The sequence below is a fragment of the Hymenobacter metallilatus genome (assembly GCF_003944705.1).
Taxonomy (GTDB): Bacteria; Bacteroidota; Bacteroidia; order Cytophagales; family Hymenobacteraceae; genus Hymenobacter; species Hymenobacter metallilatus.
In genome coordinates, this window is record NZ_RWIS01000013.1 from 25,600 (window position 1) to 48,213 (window position 22,614).

General features: G+C 60.8%; 17 protein-coding genes. 2 read left to right on the forward strand and 15 right to left on the reverse strand.

The annotated features are described in order from the left end of the window. Positions 1 to 31 precede the first annotated feature (31 nt). The 6 genes from EI290_RS17410 to mnmA form a co-directional block, all read right to left on the reverse strand. Positions 32 to 2,587 carry a TonB-dependent receptor gene (locus tag EI290_RS17410; protein ID WP_125432948.1) on the reverse strand — a complete coding sequence of 852 codons (2,556 nt, stop codon included), beginning with the start codon at positions 2,585 to 2,587 and terminating at the stop codon, positions 32 to 34. A gap of 10 nt (positions 2,588 to 2,597) precedes the next feature. Beyond that, positions 2,598 to 3,299: a ribulose-phosphate 3-epimerase gene (gene rpe / locus EI290_RS17415; RefSeq protein ID WP_394343534.1), complete on the reverse strand. Its 702-nt coding sequence runs from the start codon at positions 3,297 to 3,299 to the stop codon at positions 2,598 to 2,600. Between the two features lie 215 nt (positions 3,300 to 3,514). Beyond that, complete coding sequence (locus EI290_RS17420) at positions 3,515 to 3,844, reverse strand: hypothetical protein (RefSeq protein ID WP_125432949.1); 330 nt, start codon at positions 3,842 to 3,844, stop codon at positions 3,515 to 3,517. A 198-nt stretch (positions 3,845 to 4,042) separates the two neighbouring features. Next, entirely contained in the window at positions 4,043 to 5,749 is a 1,707-nt protein-coding gene (locus EI290_RS17425) for a S8 family serine peptidase (protein WP_125432950.1), read from the reverse strand. Between the two features lie 160 nt (positions 5,750 to 5,909). Then, entirely contained in the window at positions 5,910 to 6,668 is a 759-nt protein-coding gene (locus tag EI290_RS17430; RefSeq protein WP_125432951.1) for a hypothetical protein, read from the reverse strand. Between the two features lie 178 nt (positions 6,669 to 6,846). After that, a complete protein-coding gene (gene mnmA / locus EI290_RS17435; protein WP_125432952.1) occupies positions 6,847 to 7,992 on the reverse strand; it encodes a tRNA 2-thiouridine(34) synthase MnmA in 1,146 nt (381 codons plus the stop codon). Positions 7,993 to 8,267: 275 nt separating this feature from the next. Between mnmA and EI290_RS17440 the strand changes: the two genes are divergently transcribed. Continuing rightward, complete coding sequence (locus EI290_RS17440; protein ID WP_185817059.1) at positions 8,268 to 8,891, forward strand: beta/alpha barrel domain-containing protein; 624 nt, start codon at positions 8,268 to 8,270, stop codon at positions 8,889 to 8,891. Positions 8,892 to 9,010: 119 nt separating this feature from the next. Here EI290_RS17440 and EI290_RS17445 read toward each other — a convergent pair whose 3' ends face one another. The 9 genes from EI290_RS17445 to EI290_RS17485 form a co-directional block, all read right to left on the reverse strand. Then, positions 9,011 to 9,850 carry a maleylpyruvate isomerase N-terminal domain-containing protein gene (locus tag EI290_RS17445; protein ID WP_125432954.1) on the reverse strand — a complete coding sequence of 280 codons (840 nt, stop codon included), beginning with the start codon at positions 9,848 to 9,850 and terminating at the stop codon, positions 9,011 to 9,013. Positions 9,851 to 10,003: 153 nt separating this feature from the next. Next, complete coding sequence (trmB, locus tag EI290_RS17450) at positions 10,004 to 10,666, reverse strand: tRNA (guanosine(46)-N7)-methyltransferase TrmB (protein ID WP_125432955.1); 663 nt, start codon at positions 10,664 to 10,666, stop codon at positions 10,004 to 10,006. A 116-nt stretch (positions 10,667 to 10,782) separates the two neighbouring features. After that, positions 10,783 to 12,084 carry a bifunctional folylpolyglutamate synthase/dihydrofolate synthase gene (locus EI290_RS17455; protein WP_125432956.1) on the reverse strand — a complete coding sequence of 434 codons (1,302 nt, stop codon included), beginning with the start codon at positions 12,082 to 12,084 and terminating at the stop codon, positions 10,783 to 10,785. Between the two features lie 123 nt (positions 12,085 to 12,207). Beyond that, a complete protein-coding gene (locus EI290_RS17460; RefSeq protein WP_125432957.1) occupies positions 12,208 to 13,086 on the reverse strand; it encodes a hypothetical protein in 879 nt (292 codons plus the stop codon). A 173-nt stretch (positions 13,087 to 13,259) separates the two neighbouring features. After that, the gene (locus tag EI290_RS17465; protein WP_125432958.1) at positions 13,260 to 13,664 is read right to left on the reverse strand and encodes an ExbD/TolR family protein; all 405 of its coding nucleotides are present in this window, start codon (positions 13,662 to 13,664) and stop codon (positions 13,260 to 13,262) included. A 92-nt stretch (positions 13,665 to 13,756) separates the two neighbouring features. Next, positions 13,757 to 14,491 (reverse strand): MotA/TolQ/ExbB proton channel family protein, encoded by a 735-nt coding sequence (locus EI290_RS17470; RefSeq protein ID WP_125432959.1) that lies wholly within the window; start codon positions 14,489 to 14,491, stop codon positions 13,757 to 13,759. Positions 14,492 to 14,602: 111 nt separating this feature from the next. After that, positions 14,603 to 15,784: an HU domain-containing protein gene (locus tag EI290_RS17475; RefSeq protein ID WP_125432960.1), complete on the reverse strand. Its 1,182-nt coding sequence runs from the start codon at positions 15,782 to 15,784 to the stop codon at positions 14,603 to 14,605. Between the two features lie 194 nt (positions 15,785 to 15,978). Then, a complete protein-coding gene (locus tag EI290_RS17480; protein WP_125432961.1) occupies positions 15,979 to 17,670 on the reverse strand; it encodes a TonB-dependent receptor in 1,692 nt (563 codons plus the stop codon). A gap of 154 nt (positions 17,671 to 17,824) precedes the next feature. Beyond that, on the reverse strand, positions 17,825 to 21,064 hold the full coding sequence (locus EI290_RS17485) for a tetratricopeptide repeat protein (RefSeq protein ID WP_246008987.1): 3,240 nt from the start codon (positions 21,062 to 21,064) through the stop codon (positions 17,825 to 17,827). Between the two features lie 195 nt (positions 21,065 to 21,259). On the opposite strand from EI290_RS17485, the gene EI290_RS17490 reads away from it, so the two are divergent. Further along, the gene (locus EI290_RS17490) at positions 21,260 to 22,096 is read left to right on the forward strand and encodes a hypothetical protein (protein WP_125432962.1); all 837 of its coding nucleotides are present in this window, start codon (positions 21,260 to 21,262) and stop codon (positions 22,094 to 22,096) included. Positions 22,097 to 22,614 lie beyond the last annotated feature (518 nt).

Genomic DNA, 22,614 nt, shown 5'->3' on the forward strand with positions numbered 1-22,614 from the left:
CCAGCAGCAAAACGAAGTCATCTGCTGCGGCTTAGAAACGGGCAATAACGCGCAGGTTCACCAGGCGGCGCGACAGGAAGTTTGGCACCGAATACAGGCGACCGTTCAGATCCTGGATGTAGTTATAGCCAGCCAGGTTATCAGCCCCCAGTACATTCAGCACTTCCAGGCTCATCCAGAGGGATTGTAGCTGTACCGCCGGTCCGTTGGCCTGCTCCACCGCAGTACGCAGGCTGAGTACCTTAGTGAAACCCAAATCGGCGCGCTTGTAGGAGCGGGTGAGCTTGCTGGTACCACGCAGATCGGGTGCATCGGGCGGGCTGAATGGCAGGCCTGTGCCAAATACCAGATTCACGTAGCCCTTCACCGAAGGATTGCCGGGCAGATTATCCTGCAGGAACACTCCCAGATTCAGCCGTTGGTCGGAGGGCCGGCGGATGTAGCCTTTGGGCGTACGGCCGGTAACATTGCCGTTTTCATCGAAGATGTTGAGCGAGTCAGCAGCGAGGTTTTCGCGGGTAGTCAGTACCCCCAGACTAAACCACGACTCGGTACCGGGAATAAATTCCCCGCTTACCCGGGCATCGAGGCCGGCGGCATAGGCCCGGGCTTCGTTTTTGGCGGAATAGCGCAGCCGCACGTTGTCGATGTCATAGGGTACCACATCGGTGAGGTATTTGTAGTAGGCCTCGCTGGTAAAACGAAACGGGCGCCCCCACTGGGTAAAGCGCAGCTCATTGCCCACAATTACGTGCAGGGAGCGTTGGGCCCGCAGGTTCAGGTTCAGGGCGCCCTCCTGGCTTTGTGGAGCCCCGGTCTGGTAACGCAGCTCCCGGTAGAAGGGCGGCTGATGGTACACGCCCGCGGCAGCCTTCCACGATATGCGGGGGTTGCGGGCGCTGGTGAAAGCATATTGCACCCGCGGACTCCAGGTAACTTGTCCGTTTACGGTCCAGTAACTCATGCGAGCCCCGTACGTGAGGGTACGCAGCGAGTCGAAGCGGAGGGTATGCTGCAGGTAGCCCTGGGTGCGGGTACTTTCCAGGTTCAACTCCGAGAGTAGCCGGGTCCGGCGGGAGTCGGGCACAAAATCGGCAGAATCCGTGAAGCTGTACTCGTTCAGCGCATCCTGAATTCGCTCCCGGCCTACTTTCGCACCCCAGCGCACGGTGCTTCGCTCCCCGGGCGTCCAGGTGCCGCGGGTTTCTAGGGTGCCAATCCGCGCCGTGAGGTTGTTGCGCGAGTGCTGGAACCGGGAGCCAATGCCCCGGCGGTTGATATCGGAGCCAAAATCGGGGGAATTCTGGTCCCGGTTGATTTCGGCAATGCTGTAGGCGGCCTCTACGTCGCGGTACTCAAACTCGCGCGAGTACAGCAGCCCCGCCAGCAACTCCAGCCGCAGGTTGCGCCCCACGTTGTGGCGCAGGTTGAGCCCGCCCTGATACATATCATACTGCATCCGCTCCTGGCCAGCGTAGCCAATGTAGAGGCGGGAAAGCTGATTGGTGGCCGTACTGAATGTGCTCTGACCACTTTCCGGATTAAAGCGAAAGTCGTTATGGGATAGGGTCGTGAACACGCCCAGCGAGGTACGCTCCAGGTTATCCTTAGGACCCAGATTCACGGTAATCAGGCTTTGCCCATCGTAGAATGTGGGGTTGTAGCGCCCTTGCTGCTGCTGCAGAGAGTTGAACACGTAGGTGGCATTTTTGTAGCGCACCCCGGCCAGGTAGCTTACCCGCTTATTGGCCGAAGCCGCCCCGGCGTGCACCGTTCCGCCTACCAGGCTGGCCGTAGCCGAACCCTCAAATTGCAGGGGCTGCTTGTACTCGATATTGAGCACCGAGGAAAGCTTGTCCCCATATTTCGGCTGCCAGCCCCCAGTGGAAAACTCTACCCTGCTCACCAGGTCGGGGTTGATGAAGCTGAGGCCTTCCTGCGCTGCCGCCGTTACCAGAAACGGGCGGTACACCTCAAACCCATTTACGTACACCAGGTTTTCTTCGTAGTTACCGCCCCGCACCGAATAGGTACTGGTCAGCTCGTTGGTGCTGGCTACACCCGGCAGGGTTTTCAGTACGGCCGAAAAGTCGCCGAACGGAGAGGGAATTTCCTTGGCCGTTCGTGGCTCCAGCTGCAGAATGCTTACCTGCTCGCGGGTATCCGTTGCATCGGAGCGCCCCCGAACCGTCACGTTGCCCAGGGCCCGGCTGTCTTCCTGCATGGTCAGGGCCAATTCCCGCTGGCTACCCAGGTCCAGCACCACCCGCTCGGTACGGTAGCCCAGCCGCCGGATCACCAGGACGGGGGCTTTGCCGCCGAGCGGCCGCACTACATTCAGGGCAAAGCGGCCCCGGTCGTCGGTGCTGCTCCCGCCGGGCATACCCTCCACCCCCACGGCTACCTGCTCCAGCGGCTGCCCAGCCGCGTCGCGCACGGTACCTGTTACCAGCACCCGGGCAGTTTGCTGGGCCCGTACGGTGGCCGAGCTGAGGCCAGCAGTCAGCACAACGGCCAGGGCAACCGGCCGGGGCGAGAACAGCAACCGGAGCCAGAGGGCCGATTGAGCGCGGAAAAATTGTGGCATCCGCAGTGGGTTAACGAAAATCCTGCTGTTCGGCAGAGGCGGTCAGCTGCTGCCGCATCTGGGCCAGGGTGGCCACGGGGTCGGGTGAGCTGAACACGAACGAGCCAGCCACCAGCGCATCGGCGCCGGCATCCACCAGGGCCTGGGCATTGTCCAGGGTTACGCCCCCGTCAATTTCAATTAACGCCTCCGAGCCACAATCGACCAGCAGCTCTTTCAGCGCCGCTACCTTCCGGAGTGTGTTCGGAATAAAGGCCTGCCCGCCAAAACCGGGATTCACCGACATAATCAGTACCAGATCCAGGTCGGGGGCAATGTCTTCCAGCACGCTCACCGGCGTGTGTGGATTGAGGGCTACCCCGGCGCGGCAGCCCAGCTGCCTGATTTGCTGCACAACCCGGTGCAGGTGGGGGCAGGCTTCGTAATGGACCGTAATGTTGGCAGCCCCGGCGTCGCGGAAGGCACTGAGATAGTGCTGAGGCTCCTCAATCATCAGGTGCACATCGATGGGTTGCTTGGCATGGCGATGTACGGCCTGTAGCACCGGAATCCCGAACGAGATGTTTGGTACAAACCGGCCGTCCATTACATCGAAGTGCAACCAGTCGGCGGCGGAGGCGGCCAGGCGCTCTGTTTCAAATTGCAGATTACCAAAGTCGGCGGCAAGAAGCGAGGGCGCCAGCAACGGCGCCATACGACGGGTTGAGTTCATAGCGCGAAAGTAACTGAATAACCGCGCATAACTGAAACCGGCCTGGAAATGATGAGTACGAGCAGGGCAGCCGCCTACCAAAGCCGGAGCCTCCGTACGGAGGCCCCTGGCTACGCTGCGGAGCCCCTGCTCCTGAACGTATGCACTGCCTGAACCCGTACAGAGGCTCCAAAAAATTATCTGATCCGACACAAGGCCGGGCCGGGACCCGCTGCCTACTTGGTAGCCGGCTCTTTGTCCCACACGCGCCAGTCGAGCTTGCCGTCTTCGGTTTTGCGCAGAAATACCGTCTGGTCGTCGTCCTGCCGCTTCCCAAACGTGACGTCGCCGCGGCAGTCTAAGCATTTAAGGGAGGTGTACTTAAACTTATCCTGGGCCACGCGGGCAGTCAAATCCAGATTATCGGAGCCGCAGAGGCCGCATTTGGCCACGTCCGGGAAGCTCAGCCGGTCGTACTCGGCTACTACTTCATGAAAGTTGGCACCTTGTACGGTAAAATGAAACTGGCGCTTACCCAAGCGCTTGGTGACCATCATTTGAAGCATGGGAGAGAAAGTTAGAAATGAAATTGGGAGAGTGAGGTACTGCCTGACAACATAGGCAACTGGTAAATCATTGCCAATTTACTAAAAATATTTGCCTTCATAAACCAAGCTAAATAATTTAGTAAAATATCTTTTCACCCAAAAAAAGCAGGCCGACGCAGCCTGCTTTTTTTGGGTGAAAAGATGTGAGCTAGGCCGTTACAGCTTTACGAATCGTACCGTGCGTTGCTCGCGGCCATTGCTGACGCGGCAGGTATATACGCCCTTCGTCAGCACGCCAGGCTGCAGGCGCACGGCGGCGGCCGAGGTGGGAGCAATTCGCTGCTCCGCTACCAGAGCGCCGCGGGCATCAAAGATGCGCACCTGCAGGGGCGTCGACTGAAAATCAACGGCGAGCTGCAAGTACAGCTCATCGTCTTTGCTGGGATTGGGGTAGATAAGCAAATCCTGGCGGGGTGCGGGCGGAGCGGCGGCCAGCGGGGCCCCGGGGTTGGCCAGGTTATAGGCCCGCACAAAGTTGGGAATGCCGTAGCCAATGTCGTCGTTGGGGGTGAGGGCACGGGTGCCGGAACGCTGCAGGAAGCCAATTACCTGCTGGGCCGTGAGCGTAGGGTTAGCCTGCCAGAAGCCGGCAACCATTCCGGCCAGCACCGGGCAGGAATACGAGGTACCGTTGCCCCGGGCCACCACCCCGCTAGGCGTAACTATGGCCGTTTGCACACCCATTGCCGCCAGGTTCGGCTTGATGCGGCCATCGGCGGTAGGCCCCCGGGAGCTGAACCCGGCCACCACGGATAGAGAATCGGTAGCCCCTACCGTCAGAATAGAATCAGCATCGGCCGGGGCGGTGATGTAGCGCCAGTTGTTGTTGCCTTCGTTGCCTGCTGAGCTCACCACTACCATGCCCACCCGCGCGGCCACAGTGGCCGCCCGCGTAGATAGCGCCGTACGGCCGTTCATGTTGGCGTAAGTGTAGTCAACGGAAGGATAATCAAAGGTGCTGTAGCCCAGTGAGGAGCTGATGATATCTACTCCGGCCGAGTCGGCTTTTTCGGCGGCAATCAGCCAGTTTGCTTCCTCTACCGGATGCTCCGAGAAAATATCCTCCGTAATAAACAGGCGGAAAGTAGCTTTGGGGGCCGTACCGATATACAGGCCCGACTGGTTACCCCCTATCGTGGATAAACAGTGCGTACCATGACTGTCGCGCTGGAATACCTGCGTGGTTTTCTCCACTACATTAAAGGTACTGGCCAGCCGCTGGTCCTGGAAAATACCAGCAAACTGGGACGCCGTGTTCACCCCCGGAAAACCGGCATCGAATACGGCAATCTGCATGCCTTCGCCCCGGAAACCGGCATCGTGCATTTGCACTGCGCCCAGCATCTGGGCCTGGGTGAAAGCTTTGCCATATTGGCTGCGGGTGCCGCGCTCCAGGGCTAAGGGCTCATCGGCATCGTCGCCTTTCGGCTTGCGGGTACCCGCTACCCCGCGGTTGAGGGTTTGGGCCGAGCGTACGCAGGGCAGGGCCTGCACCTGCTGGAGCGTGGCCGAGTCGCAGGCCACAATGGCGGCGTTAAACCAGCGCGACGTGTACCAGAGCTGTGCCCCGGCCACCGCCTTCACCTGCTGTACATACGCCGGCGACACCGGCAAGTCGCGCGGTAGCACGGCAATGTTCTGGCGTTGGCGCCGCTGAATGGCCCGGGCCGAGAGAAACGCCTGGGGCTGAGAAACCGTGTAGGGAGTACCGGCTTTGTCCTTGAAGTAGACTAAGTGTTTGCGCACGGTACCAGCCGTTTTGGCGGGAGTGCCCGCCGGTAGCTGAGGACCAGGGCCAGCGGCCAGCGCAACAAAAGCTGGTACGCTCAGACCAGCAGCAAGCAGAAAACGGGATAGAACCATTCGGAGCACGAATTGACGTGCCGGAAGATACAAACGAATCCGGGGAATTCACAGGCTCCGGCACGTTTTGCCAGGTGGCGGGGTGGGTAACAAAACCCGAAGCCCCGCTGAAATTACTATATCCAGCGGGGCTTCGGGCTGAGGCTAAGGGCGGTAGCGCCTACCTGCCGCTTTCAATCAATACCTCACTGCGCGACTGGCCTTGGTAGATGAAAGCAGGATTAGGCGTGCAGTTGCCGCTTCCGCAATAGATTAGTCGCCGCCGAACCCGATAAACCGGCCCGACATTTTTGGCAAACGTGGTGCGCTTAACTGTATAGTAAAAGATGTTAACATCAAATTTAACGTCGTTGAGCGTCGTAATGGTTGATTCGTAGGCGTACGTTTTGCCAGCCCGCGTGATGCTGAATGGCTGATCTACCTGCGTGTAAAAACGATTAGGCTCCCGGTTGACCGTCCGGGAAGTATCAGGAGAGTAGAAAGCATTGGTATTCCACGCCTTGCCCTCCGCCACCGGAAACACCAGCTCTACCGAGCCTCGGTTGTTACGCTGCTCCGCAATGTATTGGGGGGCAACCGTTACGGTCAGAATTGAGTCAACTGCCCAGGCATCCGTGGCTGTGGCCCGGCGGGAGCGTACAACCTGATACACCGGCCGTCCCGTGGCATCAGGACTAAGCTCGGCGGCTACCTGCTCCCGGAATTGAAAGCGACTCGCCTTCGGCACATTATTGTTCCAACTGGTGTCCGCTACCTCGTAAATACGGTAGGTACCCACCTCCAAGGGGTAATATTCGGGGCCCGGATTAGGTAGTATCTCTGTCTCATTCTGACAGCCAACCAGCATGGCGGCCAGCAAAGTGCCTGAAAGCAGCCAACGGGCAGCCCGTCGGGTATAACCAGTATATTTCTTTTTCATCGGGGTCAATTAATAGTCTGAAAGTAGCAACGGTTTGCGGAACGTTAACTGATAGATTTTAAACGGACGCTCACCCTCCTCCGTTCCACCTATCTGCAGGGTTACTCCGCTAATACAAGGCGGCCCCGGTTAACGTCGGGGCCACCTTGTATTGTGTAAATACACACGGCAAGCTGAGTTAGCCGGCCACCACCGCCACGGAGGGCTCAGGAATTTCGCCGATGGTGTGGCGCTCAATCCAGCCGCCGCCCAGTACATCCTGCCCGTCGTAGAACACGGCGGCCTGGCCGGGCGTCACGGCGTGCACAGCCTCCTCGAAGTACACGAAGATTTTGTCTCCCTTCTGTTCCAGGAAGGCCGGGGAGCCGTCGTGGTTGTAGCGGATTTTGGTGGTGCTGGGCACCAGGCCGCGGCCTTCCAGGGAAGCGTATTTGCCCATATTGAGCTTGCCCACCACCGTGCGGGTGCTGGCCAGATCATCGAAGTTGCCGAGCACCACCCGGTTGGTTTCGGGGTCAATGGCCGTTACGTAGGCCGGAAAGCCCAGCGCCACACCCAGCCCCTTGCGCTGCCCGATAGTGTAAAACGGGTAGCCCTCGTGCTTGCCTACCACTGTGCCGTCGCGCAGCACAAACTCGCCCCCGGCCACGCGCTCCTCCAGGCCCGGCACCCGGCGGCGCAGAAAGCCGCGGTAGTCGTTATCCGGAATAAAGCAGATTTCGTAGCTCTCGGGCTTGTTCACCAGCTCGGTAAAGCCCCGTTCCCGGGCGAAGTCGTAGATGGCCGTTTTGCGCAGCTGGCCCAGCGGGAACAACGTGCGGGCCAGGCTCTCCTGGGTTACGCCCCAGAGAGCGTAGCTTTGGTCCTTATTATCATCGAGGCCCTTGCTGATGACGTAGCGGCCATTTTCGTGGCGCACCTGGGCGTAGTGGCCGGTGGCAATGAACTCGCAGCCCAGCTGGTCAGCGCGGCGCAGCAGGGCATCCCACTTGATGTGAGTGTTACAAAGCACGCAGGGGTTGGGCGTGCGCCCGGCCAGGTATTCCTCGGTGAAGTTGCTGATAACAAAGTCGCCGAATTCGTCGCGGATGTCGATGATGTAGTGTGGGAAGCCCAGTTCCACGGCAATCTGCCGGGCATCGTTGATGCTGTCGAGGGAGCAGCAGCCGGTTTCCTTCTTGCTGCCGCCCGCCGAGGCGTAATCCCAGGTTTTCATGGTCATCCCGACCACCTCATACCCTTGCTCGTGCAGCATTACGGCTGCCACGGAGCTGTCGATGCCGCCGCTCATGGCGACGAGCACCCGTCCTTTCGTTGTATTCATACGTGAATCAAATTGCGCCCGAAGCGTGAAAGGTTCCGGCCGAATATGCAAAGATACTCGGTTGGTAGTTGTTAGTTGCTGGTTGTTGGGCTGGAGGTGCGGTCATCCTTCAGCTGTCGTCTGCTCGCAAAGAGCCGGTTTGCGTTAGGCTGTTCCGGTATAGGTTCGCAGAGAGTTGCGCGGACGACAACTATCAACTCATTTCCCCGAATATTGCAGGCGCAATGCCGGCAGGCCGGCTTGCTTTCCTCAGACCCTTCTTATTTGTTTTGCTTATGGCTTTGCTAGTTCCCGTGATGGTGCGCGGCATCAATAACCTGTCGGATGCCCGGTACTGTGCCGGCATGGGGGCCGATTCGCTTACGTTTCGGCTCGACCCGGCTTTTGCTGACTACCTGACTCCCGAGGCCATGCAGGAGCTCAGCGGCTGGGTGGCCGGTGTGCAGCTCATTGGCGAGTTCGACACCCTGCCTGTGGCTGAAATCAACGCCCTGGTTCAGCAATGTGGCTTGCAGGCGGTGCTGCTACACCGCCGCCGCCCCGCCGACGAGTTGGCCCAGCTGACCGTTCCGGCCCTCAAGCTGACCTCCTGGATTCCCGATATGATGCCCGAAGACGTGGACCTGCGCTTCCGGGAGCAGGCCCCGCACTACCAGGGCTTTGTGCTGGCCACCCCGCCCTTCCCCCTGCCCAATGCGGCCGCCATGCTGCGCCTCACCGAGCAGGCCCGCACGTATACCATCTGGCTTGGGGCCGGCTTTGCGCCCGATACCCTGCGGACGCTGGCCGATACCGTCCGGCCCGCGGGCATCGTACTGCAGGGCGGCGACGAAATCAAGCCCGGCCTGCGCGACTTCGACGAAATGGAGGCCGTATTTGAGCAGTTAGAGACGGAGTAGCACAAGCCGCAAGAGCCTGCACCCTGAAGCTGGACTTCGGCCTGCGCTGGAGGGCAATACCCTGCTTACGCGGGCTGGGGCCCTGGTTCGGGGTACAACTTTTTTCAGTCGGGCTTGGGCTAGGCCATAACCGTGAGCAGCGAGTAGATGGGCTGCGTGAGAGCAGGCGGGCCATACAGCTGCAGGTATTGTACGGCCTCGGCCGGGGGCAGACTTTTGGTAAACAGCCGCCAGGCCACGGCCCCAGCCAGCTCAATGCGGCCCGTTACCGGACCGGTATACCCCTGCCCCAGCTCCCAATCGGCGGAAGTGCGGTGCAAAAACCAGGTAATGGGCACGGTACCCGTCAGCTGCACCTGCACCACAGTACCCGCGGGGGCCGCCACCGCCCGGTAATGGTGCGGCAGGGCCTGCAGGCAGGTTTCCAGAAAGGGCCGGTAGAGCTTGGGCTGCAGCAAGGCCTCCTCCTGCCCCACTGCCTGCCGGATCTGCTGCTGGTGGTGCCACTTTTCGGTGTACTCGCGGGCAATATGGAAATGATTGGTGGAGTGCTCCTCTCCTGCCCAGGCCACTGAAAACGCCGCCGGCGCAGTGGGATTCAGCTGCTGCAGGAAGGCCGTGTACTGGGGCCCGCTATATTCCAGCAACCCCAGCAGCACGACCGGACTCAGCCGCTGCCCCGCCTGCACCCAGGAGTGGTTGAGGTGGTTCAGGTAGCTCACCACATCGGCATAGGCTCCACTGGCCGGACCGGGTCCGGCAAAGTGTCCATCCCGCAGCAAAGAGAGGCTGCGCAGGCTACCATCCAGCAGGTGCAGCGCCACGTCCTGCACCGTCCAACCGGGGGCCAGCGTGGGCCGCTGCCAATCAGCGGGGGCAAGGCTGCGCAGCACCTCCAGCAGCAGGCGGTCCAGCTCCGGGAACAGCGGCAGGGTATCGGGGATAGAAACTGGGCGCATAAATAGTCAGCTGGTAAAAAACGGAAAGGCCACGCACTGCGGGGCGGGCCACCGCCAGAACGTGTACCCAGAAGCGGTGCTTCGGCTCGCGCCAGCGGGTAATCAAGCCGCAACCAAAGAGCAGTACCCTTTGCACGCGAGCCGAAGCACAGCCTAGCTTACCCGGAACTGCAGATACTTGATGGGCACTCCTACCGAGCGGTATTTGCGCTCGAAGGTAGTTTGGATATCCTCGGCGTGCGGGAGCAGCTCGGGCGTGGCGTACAGGTCCTTGGTGTGGGCTACCACGGTAGTACCGGGGCGCTGCTGCACGGTTTCCAGGGAGTAGTCGAACAGGTCCTCGTTGTCGGTTTTGAGGTGAATCAGGCCGCCGGGGCGCAGAATCTGCTGGTACAAGTCCAGGAAGCGCGGGGCGGTGAGGCGACGTTTGATGTCCCGGTCGCGGGGGCGCGGGTCAGGAAAGGTAATCCAGATTTCATGCAGCTCGCCGGGGGCAAAATGCGTGAGCAGGTCGTGGGCGCGGGTGCGGATAAAGCCCACGTTTGTCAGGCCCAGGGCCGCGGCCCGGGTGCTGCCCCGCCAGATTCTTTCCCCCTTAATATCGAGCCCCAGGAAGTTGCGCTCCGGGTACCGCTCGGCCAGGCCCACAGTGTACTCGCCCTTGCCACAGCCCACTTCCAGGGTAATGGGATGCGGGTTGTGAAAGAACGCCTGCTGCCAGCAGCCGCCCAACTGCTGGTAGGTGGCCTTGCCGGGTTCCACTACATCGGGCCGTTCGGCATTATCGGCAAAGCGCTTCAGTTTTACTCGACTCACTCTATTCGTTTTTGGTTGTTTGTTTTTCGTTGGTCGTCATTCGATTTTGGTAGTTGTAAACCGTGGATGCGCCTTGCAGCCCACGAAAAACGAATAACCAAAAACGAAAAACGACTTTACAGCTCCTCGATTTCCGCTACCACAAAGGTACTGCCCCCGATGAAGACCACATCATCCGGGGCGGCAGCGGCGCGGGCGGCGGCCACGGCGGCCGGCACCGGGCCATACGCGCGGCCCCGCAGGCCCAATGCGGCGGCCCGCCCTGCCAGCTCGTCGGCCGGCAACGCCCGCGGAATGCTGGCCTGGCAGAAGTAGTAGGTGGCCTCCCGGGGCAGCAGGGCCAGCATCTTGCTCACGTCCTTGTCGTTCACCATGCCCAGCACCATGTGCAGGCGCCGGTACGGCAGCCGGGCCAGCTGCCCGGTAATGAAGCGGATACCCGCCTCGTTGTGGCCCGTATCACACACGACCAGCGGCTGCCGCCCCAAAATGGTCCAGCGGCCCTTAAAACCAGTTAACTGCCGCACTTCCCGCAGGCCCTCCCGCACGGCCGCTTCCGGAATGGCAAAGCCCTGTTCGCGCAACTCCTCCACCACGGCCAGTACGCCAGGCAGGTTCAGGCGCTGGTAGTCGCCCACGAGGGCCAGCTCTAGGTCAGTAAGGTACGGCGCTTCGTTGCGCAGCACCTGAAGGCGCTGGGTAGGCTCGTCGGGGGCCGGTTCCTGGGTCAGCTCTACCCGGAACTGCTCGTCGGCAAACTGCAGCTGGGCTGCTTCGGCGGCGGCTTTTTGGCGGAACACGTCGGCTACCTCGAGCTGGGTCTGGCTGATGATGGCGGGCACGCCAGGCTTGATGATGCCGGCTTTTTCGGCCGCAATGAGCGGCAGCGTTTCGCCCAGCAGGTTCTGGTGGTCGAGGCTGATGTTGGTGATGAGCGACACCAGCGGCCGGATGATGTTGGTGGAGTCAAGCCGCCCGCCCAGGCCCACTTCCACCACAGCCACGTCCACCTGCTGCTCGGCAAAATAGGCAAAACACAAGGCCACGCACATTTCAAAAAACGAGGGCTGCACCTCATCAAACAGCCCCCGCCAGCGCGCTACCCACTGCACCAAGTAGTCGGGGTTCAGGTCCTGGCCGTTTACTTTAATGCGTTCCGTGAATTCCTTGAGGTGGGGCGAAGTGTAGAGGCCTACCTTGTAGCCGGCAGCCTGCAGAATGGCGGCCAGCAGGTTACTGGAGCTGCCTTTGCCGTTAGTGCCGGCCACGTGCACGCAGCGCAGCCGCCGCTCGGGGTTGCCCATGGCCGCGGCCAGCGCCTCGGTGCGTTCCAGCCCCGGCTTGTACCCCGCCTCGCCCACCCGCTGGAACATGGGCAGCTGCTGATACAGAAAGTCGAGGGTTTGCTGGTAAGTCATCGGGGAAAACACGCGGGTGGACTGCAAAGGTAGCCGACTCCACCACTCCCCGGCAGTCCTGGCAACGCAAAAGCGCCACCCCGTTGCCGGAGCGGCGCTTCACACTATGGGCCTGGCCGCGCCCTAGCGCACCGTGAAGCGGAAGGTGTAGAAGCCGGTAGCCCCACCCTCCGCCGAGCTGGTCCGGCGGAATTCCAGCTTCAGCAACTCGTCCCGGCAAGCCCGTTCCTGGGCCGCCGATACCGTGCCGGATACCTTCGTCACGGACTCGACTTCCCCATCAGCGTTGATCTTGATTTTGAAGCGGACGGAGCCCGAGTTGTTGTCCAGCGCGGCCACACTGGGCTTGCTGACGATGGCCCAGCCGGCCATTTCCAGCCCCCCGCTGCCGGGGCTGGTGCCGCGGCCGCCGCTGCCCGGCTCGCCGGAGTAGGCCGTGCCGCCGTAGGTGCCGCGCGGGTCGCCCTTGTCGCCCAAGGTACCGGGGTTGTCGCCGTTGTTGTTGCCGGTGGGCGCGTTGCTGGTGCCGTTCACGCCGTTGCCCCCGCCCTCGGCGCGGTTAGCGCGGGGCGTGAACACGGCCCGCTGGTCCACTTTGGGACGGGGTGGTTCGGGCTTCACTTCCTCGCGCGGCGGAGCGGGTTTTTCAACGGGAGGGGCCGTTACGGGGCTTTCCTCGGCCTCACTGGTCACCACCCGGGCCTCGCTGGGTGGGGTCGGGTCGGGCTGGGCGGTGGGCTGCGGGGGCGTGGGGTCGGGCTGGGCAGCGGGCGGGCGGCTGTCCTCCCGGTTCTGCGACTCGTTGGCCGGGGCCTGGCTCTGGATGTCGCCCGAGCCGACTTCGTCCACGCCGTAGTTTAGTTCCACCCCGTCGCCACCCAGGGCTTCCAGCGGCGGATCGGGGCCTTTGAAGACGGTGAAGATGAACAGCGCCGCCAGGGCCGCGTGCAGGACCACGGTGCCAATCAGGGCCTCCCGCCGATGTTCTTCCCGGTATTCCATGGTTGATTTTCGTTGGTTGCTGAACGTCATTCCGAGCGAAGGCGGAGCCGGAGCCGAGGAATCTCGCGTGCTGACGTTGCCAAAGTAATCAGATTACTAACGAGCGAGATTCCTCGGCTCCGGCTCCGCCTTCGCTCGGAATGACGGGCTATCATTTACGTCCAATGACTGCGCTACTTCCCCTGCTGAGCCTGCGTGGCCATCACCATCTTAATCTTGAGGCGGTTGCCGATTTCGAGGATGTCCACCAGCTTCTGCACGTTCAGGGAAGCATCTACGCGCAGCACGGCCGTAGGGCTCTCCAGGCCCTGAATGCGGCGCTGCAATTCCCCCTCCAGCTGCTGGGCGCTGGTGGGCTGGCGGTCAATAAAATACGCCCCGCTGGCATCCACCGACACGGTAATGGGCTGCTTCATCATCTGCTTGCTGCTTTTGGCGCTGGGCAGCATGAGCTTGATGATGTTGGGGTTCACCATCGTCGACACAATCAGGAAGAACAGCATCAAAAAGAACATGATGTCGTTCATCGAGCCCGTCTCGACGTGGGAGGAAAGCTTACGACGCCGGCTGAGGTCCATGCGGTGAAATTGTGAAAGGTGAAGTTGTGAAAGAGAAAAGCGTAAAATGAGTTAGTAGTCAATTCACAACTTCACCTTTCACCATTTCACCTCTAGTTGTCCTGAAGAATGTCCATGAATTCGATGGCCGAGTTTTCCATGCGAAAAACCATGCGCTCCACCATGATGCTGAGCCAGTGGTAGCCTACGTGGGCAATGATACCCACGATGAGGCCGGCCGCGGAGGTCACCATCTTCGTGTACAGACCACCCGAAATCTGGGCAATGCCAAAGTCGCCGGTGGAGCTGATGGCGTAGAAGATTTTGATAACCCCGATGATGGTACCCACGAAGCCGAGCATGGGGGCCACGCCCGCAATAATGCCCAGCACGTTGATATTCTTCTCGAGGCGGGCAATTTCAATTTTGCCCACGTTTTCCACGCTGGTTTCGATTTCCTTAAGCGGCAGGCCAATCCGGCGGATACCTTTCTCAATCATGCGGGCCAGGGGCGTGGAGTTTTGGGCGCAGAGCATTTTGGCCCCCTGCAGGTCCCCTTTCACCATCAGGTTCCGGATGCCGGGCATAAACGACTCGGGCACGGCCCCCGCCTTACGGATGGTGATGTAGCGCTCCAGGATGATGTAAATAGAAACGAAGGAGAGCAGAAACAGCGGCACCATAATCCAGCCTCCGGCCAGAATCAGGTCGATGAGCGAGAGGCCGGGGGCGGCGGCGGCAGCGGCGTTGGCGGCCGTAGCCGCGGAGTCGGCAGCGGCGGCAGGCGTAGCGGCGGGTGCCGCGTCGCCAACCTGAAGTTGCAGCAGCAAGGAAAGCAGGTGCGTCATGCGGGAGAGAAAGGATAAAGCAAAAGAAAAGCTAAAACACCAAGGCCCTAAGTAGGTAACCCTGAGCGTTCTAGCTTTTCACCAATGCGTACAAGTAAGTCAAGTGGGAGACTAGTAATTTTTGATCCACAGGTCGCCCATGCGCTTGCGCAGGATACTGGCCTGCCGGTCAGCCGAAGCCCGGTCCGGGTAGTCAGCTACCGAGAGCATATACTGGCGGCTGCCGGGCGCGGGCAGAATCACGCGGGCCGGATGGCCCAGCCGCACCAGCGCCTGGCGGCCTTTTTCGGCGTTGGCGAGGCTGGTGTAGGAGCCTGCCACGATGAAGTAACGACCCGTACGGCTTTTAATTGTCGAGGAAGCGGCCCCGTTGGTTGCATTGGTGGCCGCTGCTTTTTCCCAGCCCGGCGCTTTAGGGGCCGGCTTGGCAGCAGCTTTGCTTTTCACGGTTTGCACTGCGGGCTTAGCAGCCGGTTTGGCTACCACGGTGGCCACTACTGCCGGACGGGCTACCACCACGGGCTGGGTAGCGGGCGTTTTGGTCACTTCCGCCACCGCCTTGGCTGGCGTTGCAACACGGGGCGTAGGCGTGGCAGCCAGTTCCGAAGCAGGATTGCCCAGTGCCGCCTGCTGGCTTAGCACCGGCGCAGCAACCGGCGCAGTGGCCGCGGCGGCAGCTGCCCCGGACGTAATCGGCAGGCGCAGCTGCTCGGGCAGATAGCCGAACATGTCGGCAAAAAAGTAATTGGCCGACAGCACCAGCCCGGCAATTGCCACTGTGCTTACTGCGCGAAAAGCACGCGCCACTTTTTTGGAGCGGGAGGCGGCCAGCATAGGTGCTGCGGAGGGCCGCTCCCGGGCCAGCAGGGCATCGGTGGCGCGTACCGGCCGCGACACCAGCTCGGGCAGGCCGAAGCTGGCATTCAACAGATTTTGCGCGCCGGTATATTCAAATTCCAGCCCCCGGCCGGGGGCACGGCGGAATACGCCCACCCCACTTAGCTCGGTCCGGAGGCCGCTTTCCAGTTCCTGCTCCATCCGCAGCACGGCCTCGCGCACCAGCTGCCGGGCCTGGGCCGTGCTGATGTTGAGCTGGGCGCTCAAGGCATCTACCAGTAGCCCATCGTTGCGGGTAAGCGACTGGTTAAACGCCACACGCTTGGCCGGAGGTGCCAGCGTATGCCGCACCGGATGAATCTGGGCGGGCGCATAGTCAGCAATCAGGCCCCCAAAATCAGGAATAATGACGCAGTCATGGTTCCGGAGCAAGGTGCGGATATGGTCAGAAAGCATTCGGTTGCGGGTACTGGTAAGAAGAAAACGCCGGACGGAAACGAAAGCAACCCCCAGTCATGCTGAGCGAAGCGCAGGACCTTGCCCAGTGGGAAAGCCGCATTGCTACAGCTGTTCTACCGGGGTAATGTCCTGCGCTTCGCTCAGGATGACAGAAGGTTAGTCAGGTAGTGCCGCATTACATCAGCGCCAGATTAAAAGTCATAGGTGACACCGGCCAGCACGTTAATTCCCTTCACCGGGTAGTTCAGGAACCGCTCGTACTTGCGGCCAATGAGGTTGTTGCCCAAAGCAAAGATGGACAGATTTTCCATAATGCGGTAATCAGCCCGCAGATTCAGGTCGATTACACTGTCGGTGGGGCGCACGGATTCGCGGTACGGCAGGCCCGCGCCGGTGGGGCGCAGCAGGCCCGTGCCGTAGCTGGAGCTGTAGGTGTACAGCTCGCCGCCCACCAGCAGCTTGTCGTAGAAATTATACGACCCAAAAAGCACCGACTGGAAGGCCGGGCGGTGGAAAGCTTCGGCCAGCGTCTTCACGTTGTAGCCGTTGTAGTCGGCCTTAAAGCCCAGGCGGAACTGCTCGGCGGCGTTGTAAATGATTTCGCCGTGCACGTTTACCAGCTGGGTGGCTTTCTTATCGTACACCAGATCAAACTTGCTGGAGTCGCGGCGGGAGTTGTTGTAGAAGTACAGGTTCCGGTCGTTGCTGAGCGTCACGCGGGCATTTACTTCCAGGGCCCGGGCCGGCGTGGCTTGGAAGCCGAAGTAGAGCGTGGGCCCGCGGCGGGTGTCGGCCACGCGCACGTTGGGGGCCAGCCAGGGGTTTTCGGTGGTCAGGTCGTAGAGCGTCACGCGCTGGATGGCGCCGCCCAGGCCCGCGTAGGCCACGAATTTATCCTCCGTTACAGTGTAAGCCGCCCGGATGGCCGGGTAGGCGTTGAACTGCCGGGCGTTGCCGATGGTGTCGCCGGTGTAGCCCAGCGTGGCTCCTACCGACAGGGCCAGCCGGTCCAGGGTCAGCTCGTAAGCGGGCGTAACCTGCACGAAGGGCCGGCTCACAGTGAGCGAGTCCTTGTGGGAGATAAACGACACGTCGCCGTTGACGCTCACCCGGCTGGTTTCGCCCAGCGTGTAGCCCGAGCGCAGGGTAGCGTACACGTTGCTTTCCCGGGCGTTGTAGAAGTCTGACCAATAGTTAAAGCCCAGGCCGAAGTCGTACTGAAAAGCGGCGTCTTTGGCCCGGTTGCGGGCGTACACCTTGATGGCGGCGCGCTTGAATACCTGCTTGATGCTGTCTTCCTTGGGTAGTTGAGGCACATTACGGTTGTAGCCGTAGAAGTTGTACCGCTCCCGTCCCACATCAATTTTAGCACCCAGCACCAGCGGGCCCTGGTAGGTTTCGCCGTTCAGGCCCAGGCTGGTCTGGCTCTGGCGGGAGTTCTGCTTGTCAACAGCCCCGCGCGAGGACGAGAGGTGTTTGAAATCGAGGCCGTAGCTGCCAGCTTCGGAGCGGGTGTTGTGCAGGTAGGCCCGACCGTAGGCGGTACCGTAGTTGCCCAGGGCCGCCTTGAGGTAGTTGCCGGTAAGCGGGGCCAACTCCTCCTGCCGGATGGTAAGCACCCGCACCGAGGGGTTGAGCTTATCAGCAGGGAGGCGGAAATCGGAAAAGGAATAATTGACGGGCTCCGTGGATTTGGCAGGAGCCTCAATTTTTACCTTCTCAAAATTGCGGGTGGCCTCGGGCAGCTCGTTCACCCGCTCCTTCACAATCTCAATTTCGGCATCCTCAATCTTGCCGCGCGTCTTCTGCGCCCAGGCATCGGTACCGTGGGCGGTGGCAGTCAGCAGGGCCGCAGCGGCCAGCAGTTTCGACGAATGTGTCATTCTATCTGGGAAACTCAAGTGAGTAGGAAAGTCAGGATTCAGGCCCGTTAGAAGCTTGTCACTTCTCCCCTACTACTCAGGATTTATTTCTTATTATCAACCAATTACTACGTGCAACATCAAGCAGTGCTTACAGCTGCTTGATGTTGCGCCGTTAGTTCTCAACTGGCGTGGGCCCGGGGTTGGTTGTCGTGTCGGCGGGTTGCACCTCCGAGGGGGCCAGGGAGTTGCGCACCGGCGTTTTGCCCGGAGTCGTTTTGCCGGTGGGCTTGGTGGTAGTACCGGGTTTGGTGGTTGATTTGGGTGGGGTGGTCGGGGCCGACTTGGGCGTGGTTTTGGGCGGGGCCGGGGCCGGCGCGGCGGGGTCGGCGGGCAGGGCGGCGAGGCGCTCTTTGGCTCCGGCCACAATTTCGGCTACCGGAAATTTGTTGTCGATGATGGAATTGAGCGTAGCCCGGGCCTGGAAGATTTCGTTCTGGGCTACGTAGATGTCGGAAATCAGCAGGAAGGCGCGGCCCAGCCACAGGTCGTAGTTGGCGAAGTCGGAATTGCTTTTGTAGGCCGCGTCCAGGGCTTCGGGGTACTTCTTCTGCTGGTAAAGGGCGCTGGCAATGAGGTACTGCGCCTCGGCCCCGCTTTCATCCTTGGCAGTGGCGGCGGCCGTGGTCAGCTCCCCGATGGCCTGCTCCAGGCTGCCGGCTTTGTAGCTGGCCTTGCCCAGGTACAGCAGCGCCAGGTTGGTGGCGTTCAGCGAAGCGCCGCCCTGAGCCTGTAGCTCCTGGGCGACCCGGCGGGTACCTTCCAGGTCGCCGGCCTCGTAGTAGCTCTTCATCAGCCCGATGCCGGCGTTGGCCACCTCGCGCTTGTTCTGCGACACTTCGCGCAGGCGGCCGTAGTACTTGGCGGCCTCGGTGTAGTTCTTGTTTTCAAACTCCAGGTCGGCCACCCGGCCCACGGCCCGGTTCACGAACTCGCTTTTGCCTTCCTCCACCACCGCTTTCAGGCGGGGCAGCGCGTCGGTTTTGCGGCCGGTGCGCAGGTAGGAGTCGGCCAGGAAGTAGCGGCCGTCGGCGGCCAGGGTGGTGCTGGGGTACTGTTGCAGGTAGCCTTCCAGGCGCGGAATGGCCTGGGCGTATTTCTCGGCCAGGTACAGCGACTTGGCAGCCTCAAACTCCACGCTTTCGGTGGCCTTGCTGTCGGGGTTCTGCTGCTTGAACTGGGCCAGGTACTGGTCAAATTCCTCCGTCTTGCCCTGGGCGCTCAGGCTTTCCTGCAGGCTGTAGATGGCGCTGCTGGCGGCCTTGGTGCGGGGAAACTGGGTGAGCACCCGCTTGAAGTCCTCGGCGGCCTTGTCGTGCTGGTCCAGGTTCTGGTAGGCCACGCCGCGCTTCTGCAACGCCTGCGGAATCAGGGCCGAGTTGGGGCGGTTGTTGATGAGCTTGGTGAAGCCGTCCACGGCGGGCTGGAAGGAGCCGGCCTCGTAATCGAGCTGGGCCTGCTGGTACACCGCGTCGTCGGCGTAGCGCGAGTTGGGCGAGGTTTTGAGCAGGGTGCTCAGCGTGGCGCCGGCTTCCTCCCGCTTGCCCAATAAGCCCAATACCACGCTTTTCTGGTAGTAGGCGTAGTCCTTGTCGGCGGCGTTGGCCTGAATGACTTTGTTGTACTGCTCCAGGGCCTGTTGGTATTGCTTGCCGATGTAGTAGGTGTCGCCCAGGCGCAGGGTCACGTCGTAGTAGTTCGCGTCGGCGGGCTTGGCCACGGGGTCCTGCAGCCAGGCCTGGAACTGCTGCCGGGCCCGGTCGTACTGCTTGGTGTTGTAGTAGGCGTAGCCCAGGCCGTAGCGGGCCTTCTGGTCGAAGTCGGTTTCGGAGGCCGAGCCGCTGCGGGCCGTGCGGGCGGCGGCGGTGTAGGCCGTAATGGCGGGCTGGTACTGCTGCCCGATGCTGTAGATTTCGCCCTTCAGCACCTGGGCGGCGGCGCGCAGGGCCTCGTCTTCGGGGTATTTCAGGCTCTTATCCAGCACCGGCAGGGCGTCCTGGTAGCGGTTGTCGTTGTAGAGGGTGGCCGCCTGCAGGTAGGCCACGCGCTGATAGGTGGCGTTGAGCTTCTGGCTCCGGTCGTCGAGGTTGTCGAGGTAGTTGAGGGCCTGGGCGTAGTCGGAGGAGTTGAGGAAGCTCTGGCTCAGGATGTCGTCGGCGGCGGCGCGGTTCTTGGAGCGGGGGTAGCGCTTGCCAAAGTCGCGCAGGGCGTTGATGACTTCCTGGGTGTTGCCCAGCTCGTAGCTCACCTGGGCGTACTTCAGCGTGGCGTTTTCGGTAATCACCTTATCGAAGGCGAGCTTACGGGCCGCGTCAAACGAGTTCAGGGCCAGCGGCTTCTGGTTGGTTTTCAGATAGCTCAGCCCCAAGTGGTAAGCCGCGTTCTGGCCCAGCGAGTCGCGGCGGGCGGCCACGCCCTTCAGGTTGCCGATGGCCCCTTTGAAGTCGCCCTGCTTGAAGTTGGCGTACCCGATTTTGTACTGCACCTCGGGCTCAATTTTCTTGCGGCCGGCGGCGTACTTGTCGAAGTACTCGGCGGCCTGTTTGAAGTCCTCCTTCTGGTAGTAGGCGTCGCCCACCAGCAGCTGAATTTCGTCGGCGCTCTGGGGCGGCGGGGTTTGCTGCAGGGCCGGCGTGGCGTAGGCAATCAGCCCGTCGTAGTCGCCTTCCTTGTAGTAGATTTGGCTCATAACGGCCGGCACCACGGGCTTGTAGGCGTCGTTCTGCTCGGCCACGGCCAGGTCCTTGCGGGCCCCGGCGTAGTCGCCGGCGCGGTAGGCCAGGTAACCGGCGTAGTAGGAGCTGGCGAAGCGGTACTGGTGGTTGCCGGCTTTGTTGCGGTCGAACTGCAGCTTGGCCTTGTCGAACTCCTTTTGGGCGAAGTAGGCGTAACCGAGCTTGAATTCGGATTCAGCCCGCTGGTCGTCGGTAAGGTTATCGGGGCCTACCTTCTGCAGGTAGTCGATGGCCCGCACGTAGTCCTTCTTATCGAAGTAGAACTTGCCCAGCTCGAAATAGGCCTGGGCGGCTTTGGGGTGGGCCGGGTTCTGGGTGGCGAAGGCCAGGATGCGGTCCTCGGCGTCCGGGTGGAACAGGTAGAGGCCGGCTACGGCGTAGTAGTACTCGGCATCCTGGGTGCGGCCGGGGGCCAGCTCGCCGGTGCGGCGCTGGGTGAGGTCGAGGTAGCGTTGGAAGGCCTGCTGGGCCGCGCCGTACTTGCCACGGTCAAAGAGTTCGAGGCCTTCCTGGAAGTGGCGTTCATCGGAGGTGAACACCTGCGTTTGCTGGGCCGAAGCTGCCAGAGGGGCGGCAGCGGAAAGGGAGGCGGCCAGCGCCAGGCGGGGGAATAGTTTCATCAGAAAGCGTTACGCGGAAGAGGAGCCGCGGCGGGAAGCCGCAACGGGGGTAGCCAAAAGTAGCGAAAAGTTCGGGCGGGGTTGCCCCGGAATGGGCCTTTCTGCGGGTTTTAACGCGCAGTAAGGTGGGTTTGGTGTGGAGTAGGGCCGTTGGCTACCTTGCGGCTGACTGGTTTATCACCTATCCTTCCATCTATGCGCCGTATCCTTGTACTACTCCCGCTGCTATTGGGTGCCTGCTCCTCGCCCTACGATTCAGCTCATTCTTACCCGCAAAACCCGGCCATTTCGGATGCCAGGGGCCAGCCGCGGGATTCCAGCACGTTTTACTTCCCGGCGGCAGATTCGCTGCACCCTGCTTACCTTCCGAAGAGCAAACGGCCTTCTGTTGTTTGGAATACGGACATCCGTTTTGCCAACTGCGCGGGTGCTTTAGAAGGTGCCTCCTACACGCTCACCTATTTTGAGGCACCTGTTCTCTCCAACTATTACCTGGGGGCTGATATTGTGCGTTTTCTCTGGGAACGTTCTTTCCACCGGCCTGTGCTGCTTACGTTGCGTCATGATGCTGCTGGCTCAACTCTTCACACGCAGCTTTTAGACAAGCATCCTGGTTTTCATACCCTGACCGTTTTACATCCCAACAGCTTACCTGCAACTGCTTCGGCTCGGAGACGGGCTCAGGCTTGGAAGTATTACAAGGAAACAATGGCTGACCCGCAGTTTCAACGCGAAGTAGCGGAAGGCAAGCGCCGGGCAGCGCAGGTAAAGGCGGAAGAAACAACTGTACCGGTGACACCAGAGCAGTGGGAGCATCTGCAGGAACTGCTGGCTCAAACTGAGTTTCCCAAAATGTGTCCTTGCCAGCCGCGTCCCGGGAAGCTTGATGGTGCGTATTGGCTGCTGGAAACTCATTCGGCCAGCGGCTACCATCAGGTAGCGCGCCGAAGCCCAGAGGAACAGGATGGATTCCGCCGAGCCTGCGAGTATTTGATTGATTTGAGTTCGGTTAAAGACGAGGAACGGTATTAGCCATTCTGTCTGAATCAACCCTAGCCTCAAAAGCGGCAGTGCCGGGTGAGGCGGCTTACAGTTGCAACGCGAAGTTTCCCGTGTGCTGGTAATACTCTGCCGAACTTGACAGCAGCACGCAAGAATCCTTACAAGCAAGGAATGGCGTGTTTTCCGGCAACTGATTATGTAGGTTAAGCTGTGTCTGAAGACTCCGCAATGGTCGTACGGAGCTCGTCGAAGCATCTCTCCCGCTTCGTTGAATGGCTCAGGCGAAGCGGAAGAAATACTTTCGATGGGTTCAGCATGACGTTCTGCGGGTTATCAACAACTTTTCAGACACAACCCATACTGAATAATGCAAGCATCACATCTTTATGTATTAAATAAAGTATATATTTTATTTAAAAATTACCGTAAATTACACAGCTACTACCGCCGTTCTGTTCTGATGTAGGCTCGTTGGATGGCCTGGCCGGATGCCAGGCTGATGTATAGAGATGATGCTGCCCGCTGGGCAGGTTGCGGTGCAATGCCGG

Excerpts from the sequence above, each read along its gene's own strand:
- mnmA (WP_125432952.1), bottom strand. The coding sequence starts at position 7,992 with ATGAATACAACGAAAGGACGGGTGCTCGTCGCCATGAGCGGCGGCATC.
- EI290_RS17470 (WP_125432959.1), bottom strand. The coding sequence starts at position 14,491 with ATGACGCACCTGCTTTCCTTGCTGCTGCAACTTCAGGTTGGCGACGCG.
- EI290_RS17460 (WP_125432957.1), bottom strand. The coding sequence starts at position 13,086 with ATGGAATACCGGGAAGAACATCGGCGGGAGGCCCTGATTGGCACCGTG.
- EI290_RS17480 (WP_125432961.1), bottom strand. The coding sequence starts at position 17,670 with ATGACACATTCGTCGAAACTGCTGGCCGCTGCGGCCCTGCTGACTGCC.
- EI290_RS17410 (WP_125432948.1), bottom strand. The coding sequence starts at position 2,587 with ATGCCACAATTTTTCCGCGCTCAATCGGCCCTCTGGCTCCGGTTGCTG.
- EI290_RS17420 (WP_125432949.1), bottom strand. The coding sequence starts at position 3,844 with ATGCTTCAAATGATGGTCACCAAGCGCTTGGGTAAGCGCCAGTTTCAT.
- EI290_RS17485 (WP_246008987.1), bottom strand. The coding sequence starts at position 21,064 with ATGAAACTATTCCCCCGCCTGGCGCTGGCCGCCTCCCTTTCCGCTGCC.
- EI290_RS17455 (WP_125432956.1), bottom strand. The coding sequence starts at position 12,084 with ATGACTTACCAGCAAACCCTCGACTTTCTGTATCAGCAGCTGCCCATG.
- rpe (WP_394343534.1), bottom strand. The coding sequence starts at position 3,299 with ATGAACTCAACCCGTCGTATGGCGCCGTTGCTGGCGCCCTCGCTTCTT.
- EI290_RS17490 (WP_125432962.1), top strand. The coding sequence starts at position 21,260 with ATGCGCCGTATCCTTGTACTACTCCCGCTGCTATTGGGTGCCTGCTCC.
- EI290_RS17440 (WP_185817059.1), top strand. The coding sequence starts at position 8,268 with ATGGCTTTGCTAGTTCCCGTGATGGTGCGCGGCATCAATAACCTGTCG.
- EI290_RS17475 (WP_125432960.1), bottom strand. The coding sequence starts at position 15,784 with ATGCTTTCTGACCATATCCGCACCTTGCTCCGGAACCATGACTGCGTC.
- EI290_RS17445 (WP_125432954.1), bottom strand. The coding sequence starts at position 9,850 with ATGCGCCCAGTTTCTATCCCCGATACCCTGCCGCTGTTCCCGGAGCTG.
- EI290_RS17430 (WP_125432951.1), bottom strand. The coding sequence starts at position 6,668 with ATGAAAAAGAAATATACTGGTTATACCCGACGGGCTGCCCGTTGGCTG.
- EI290_RS17465 (WP_125432958.1), bottom strand. The coding sequence starts at position 13,664 with ATGGACCTCAGCCGGCGTCGTAAGCTTTCCTCCCACGTCGAGACGGGC.
- EI290_RS17425 (WP_125432950.1), bottom strand. The coding sequence starts at position 5,749 with ATGGTTCTATCCCGTTTTCTGCTTGCTGCTGGTCTGAGCGTACCAGCT.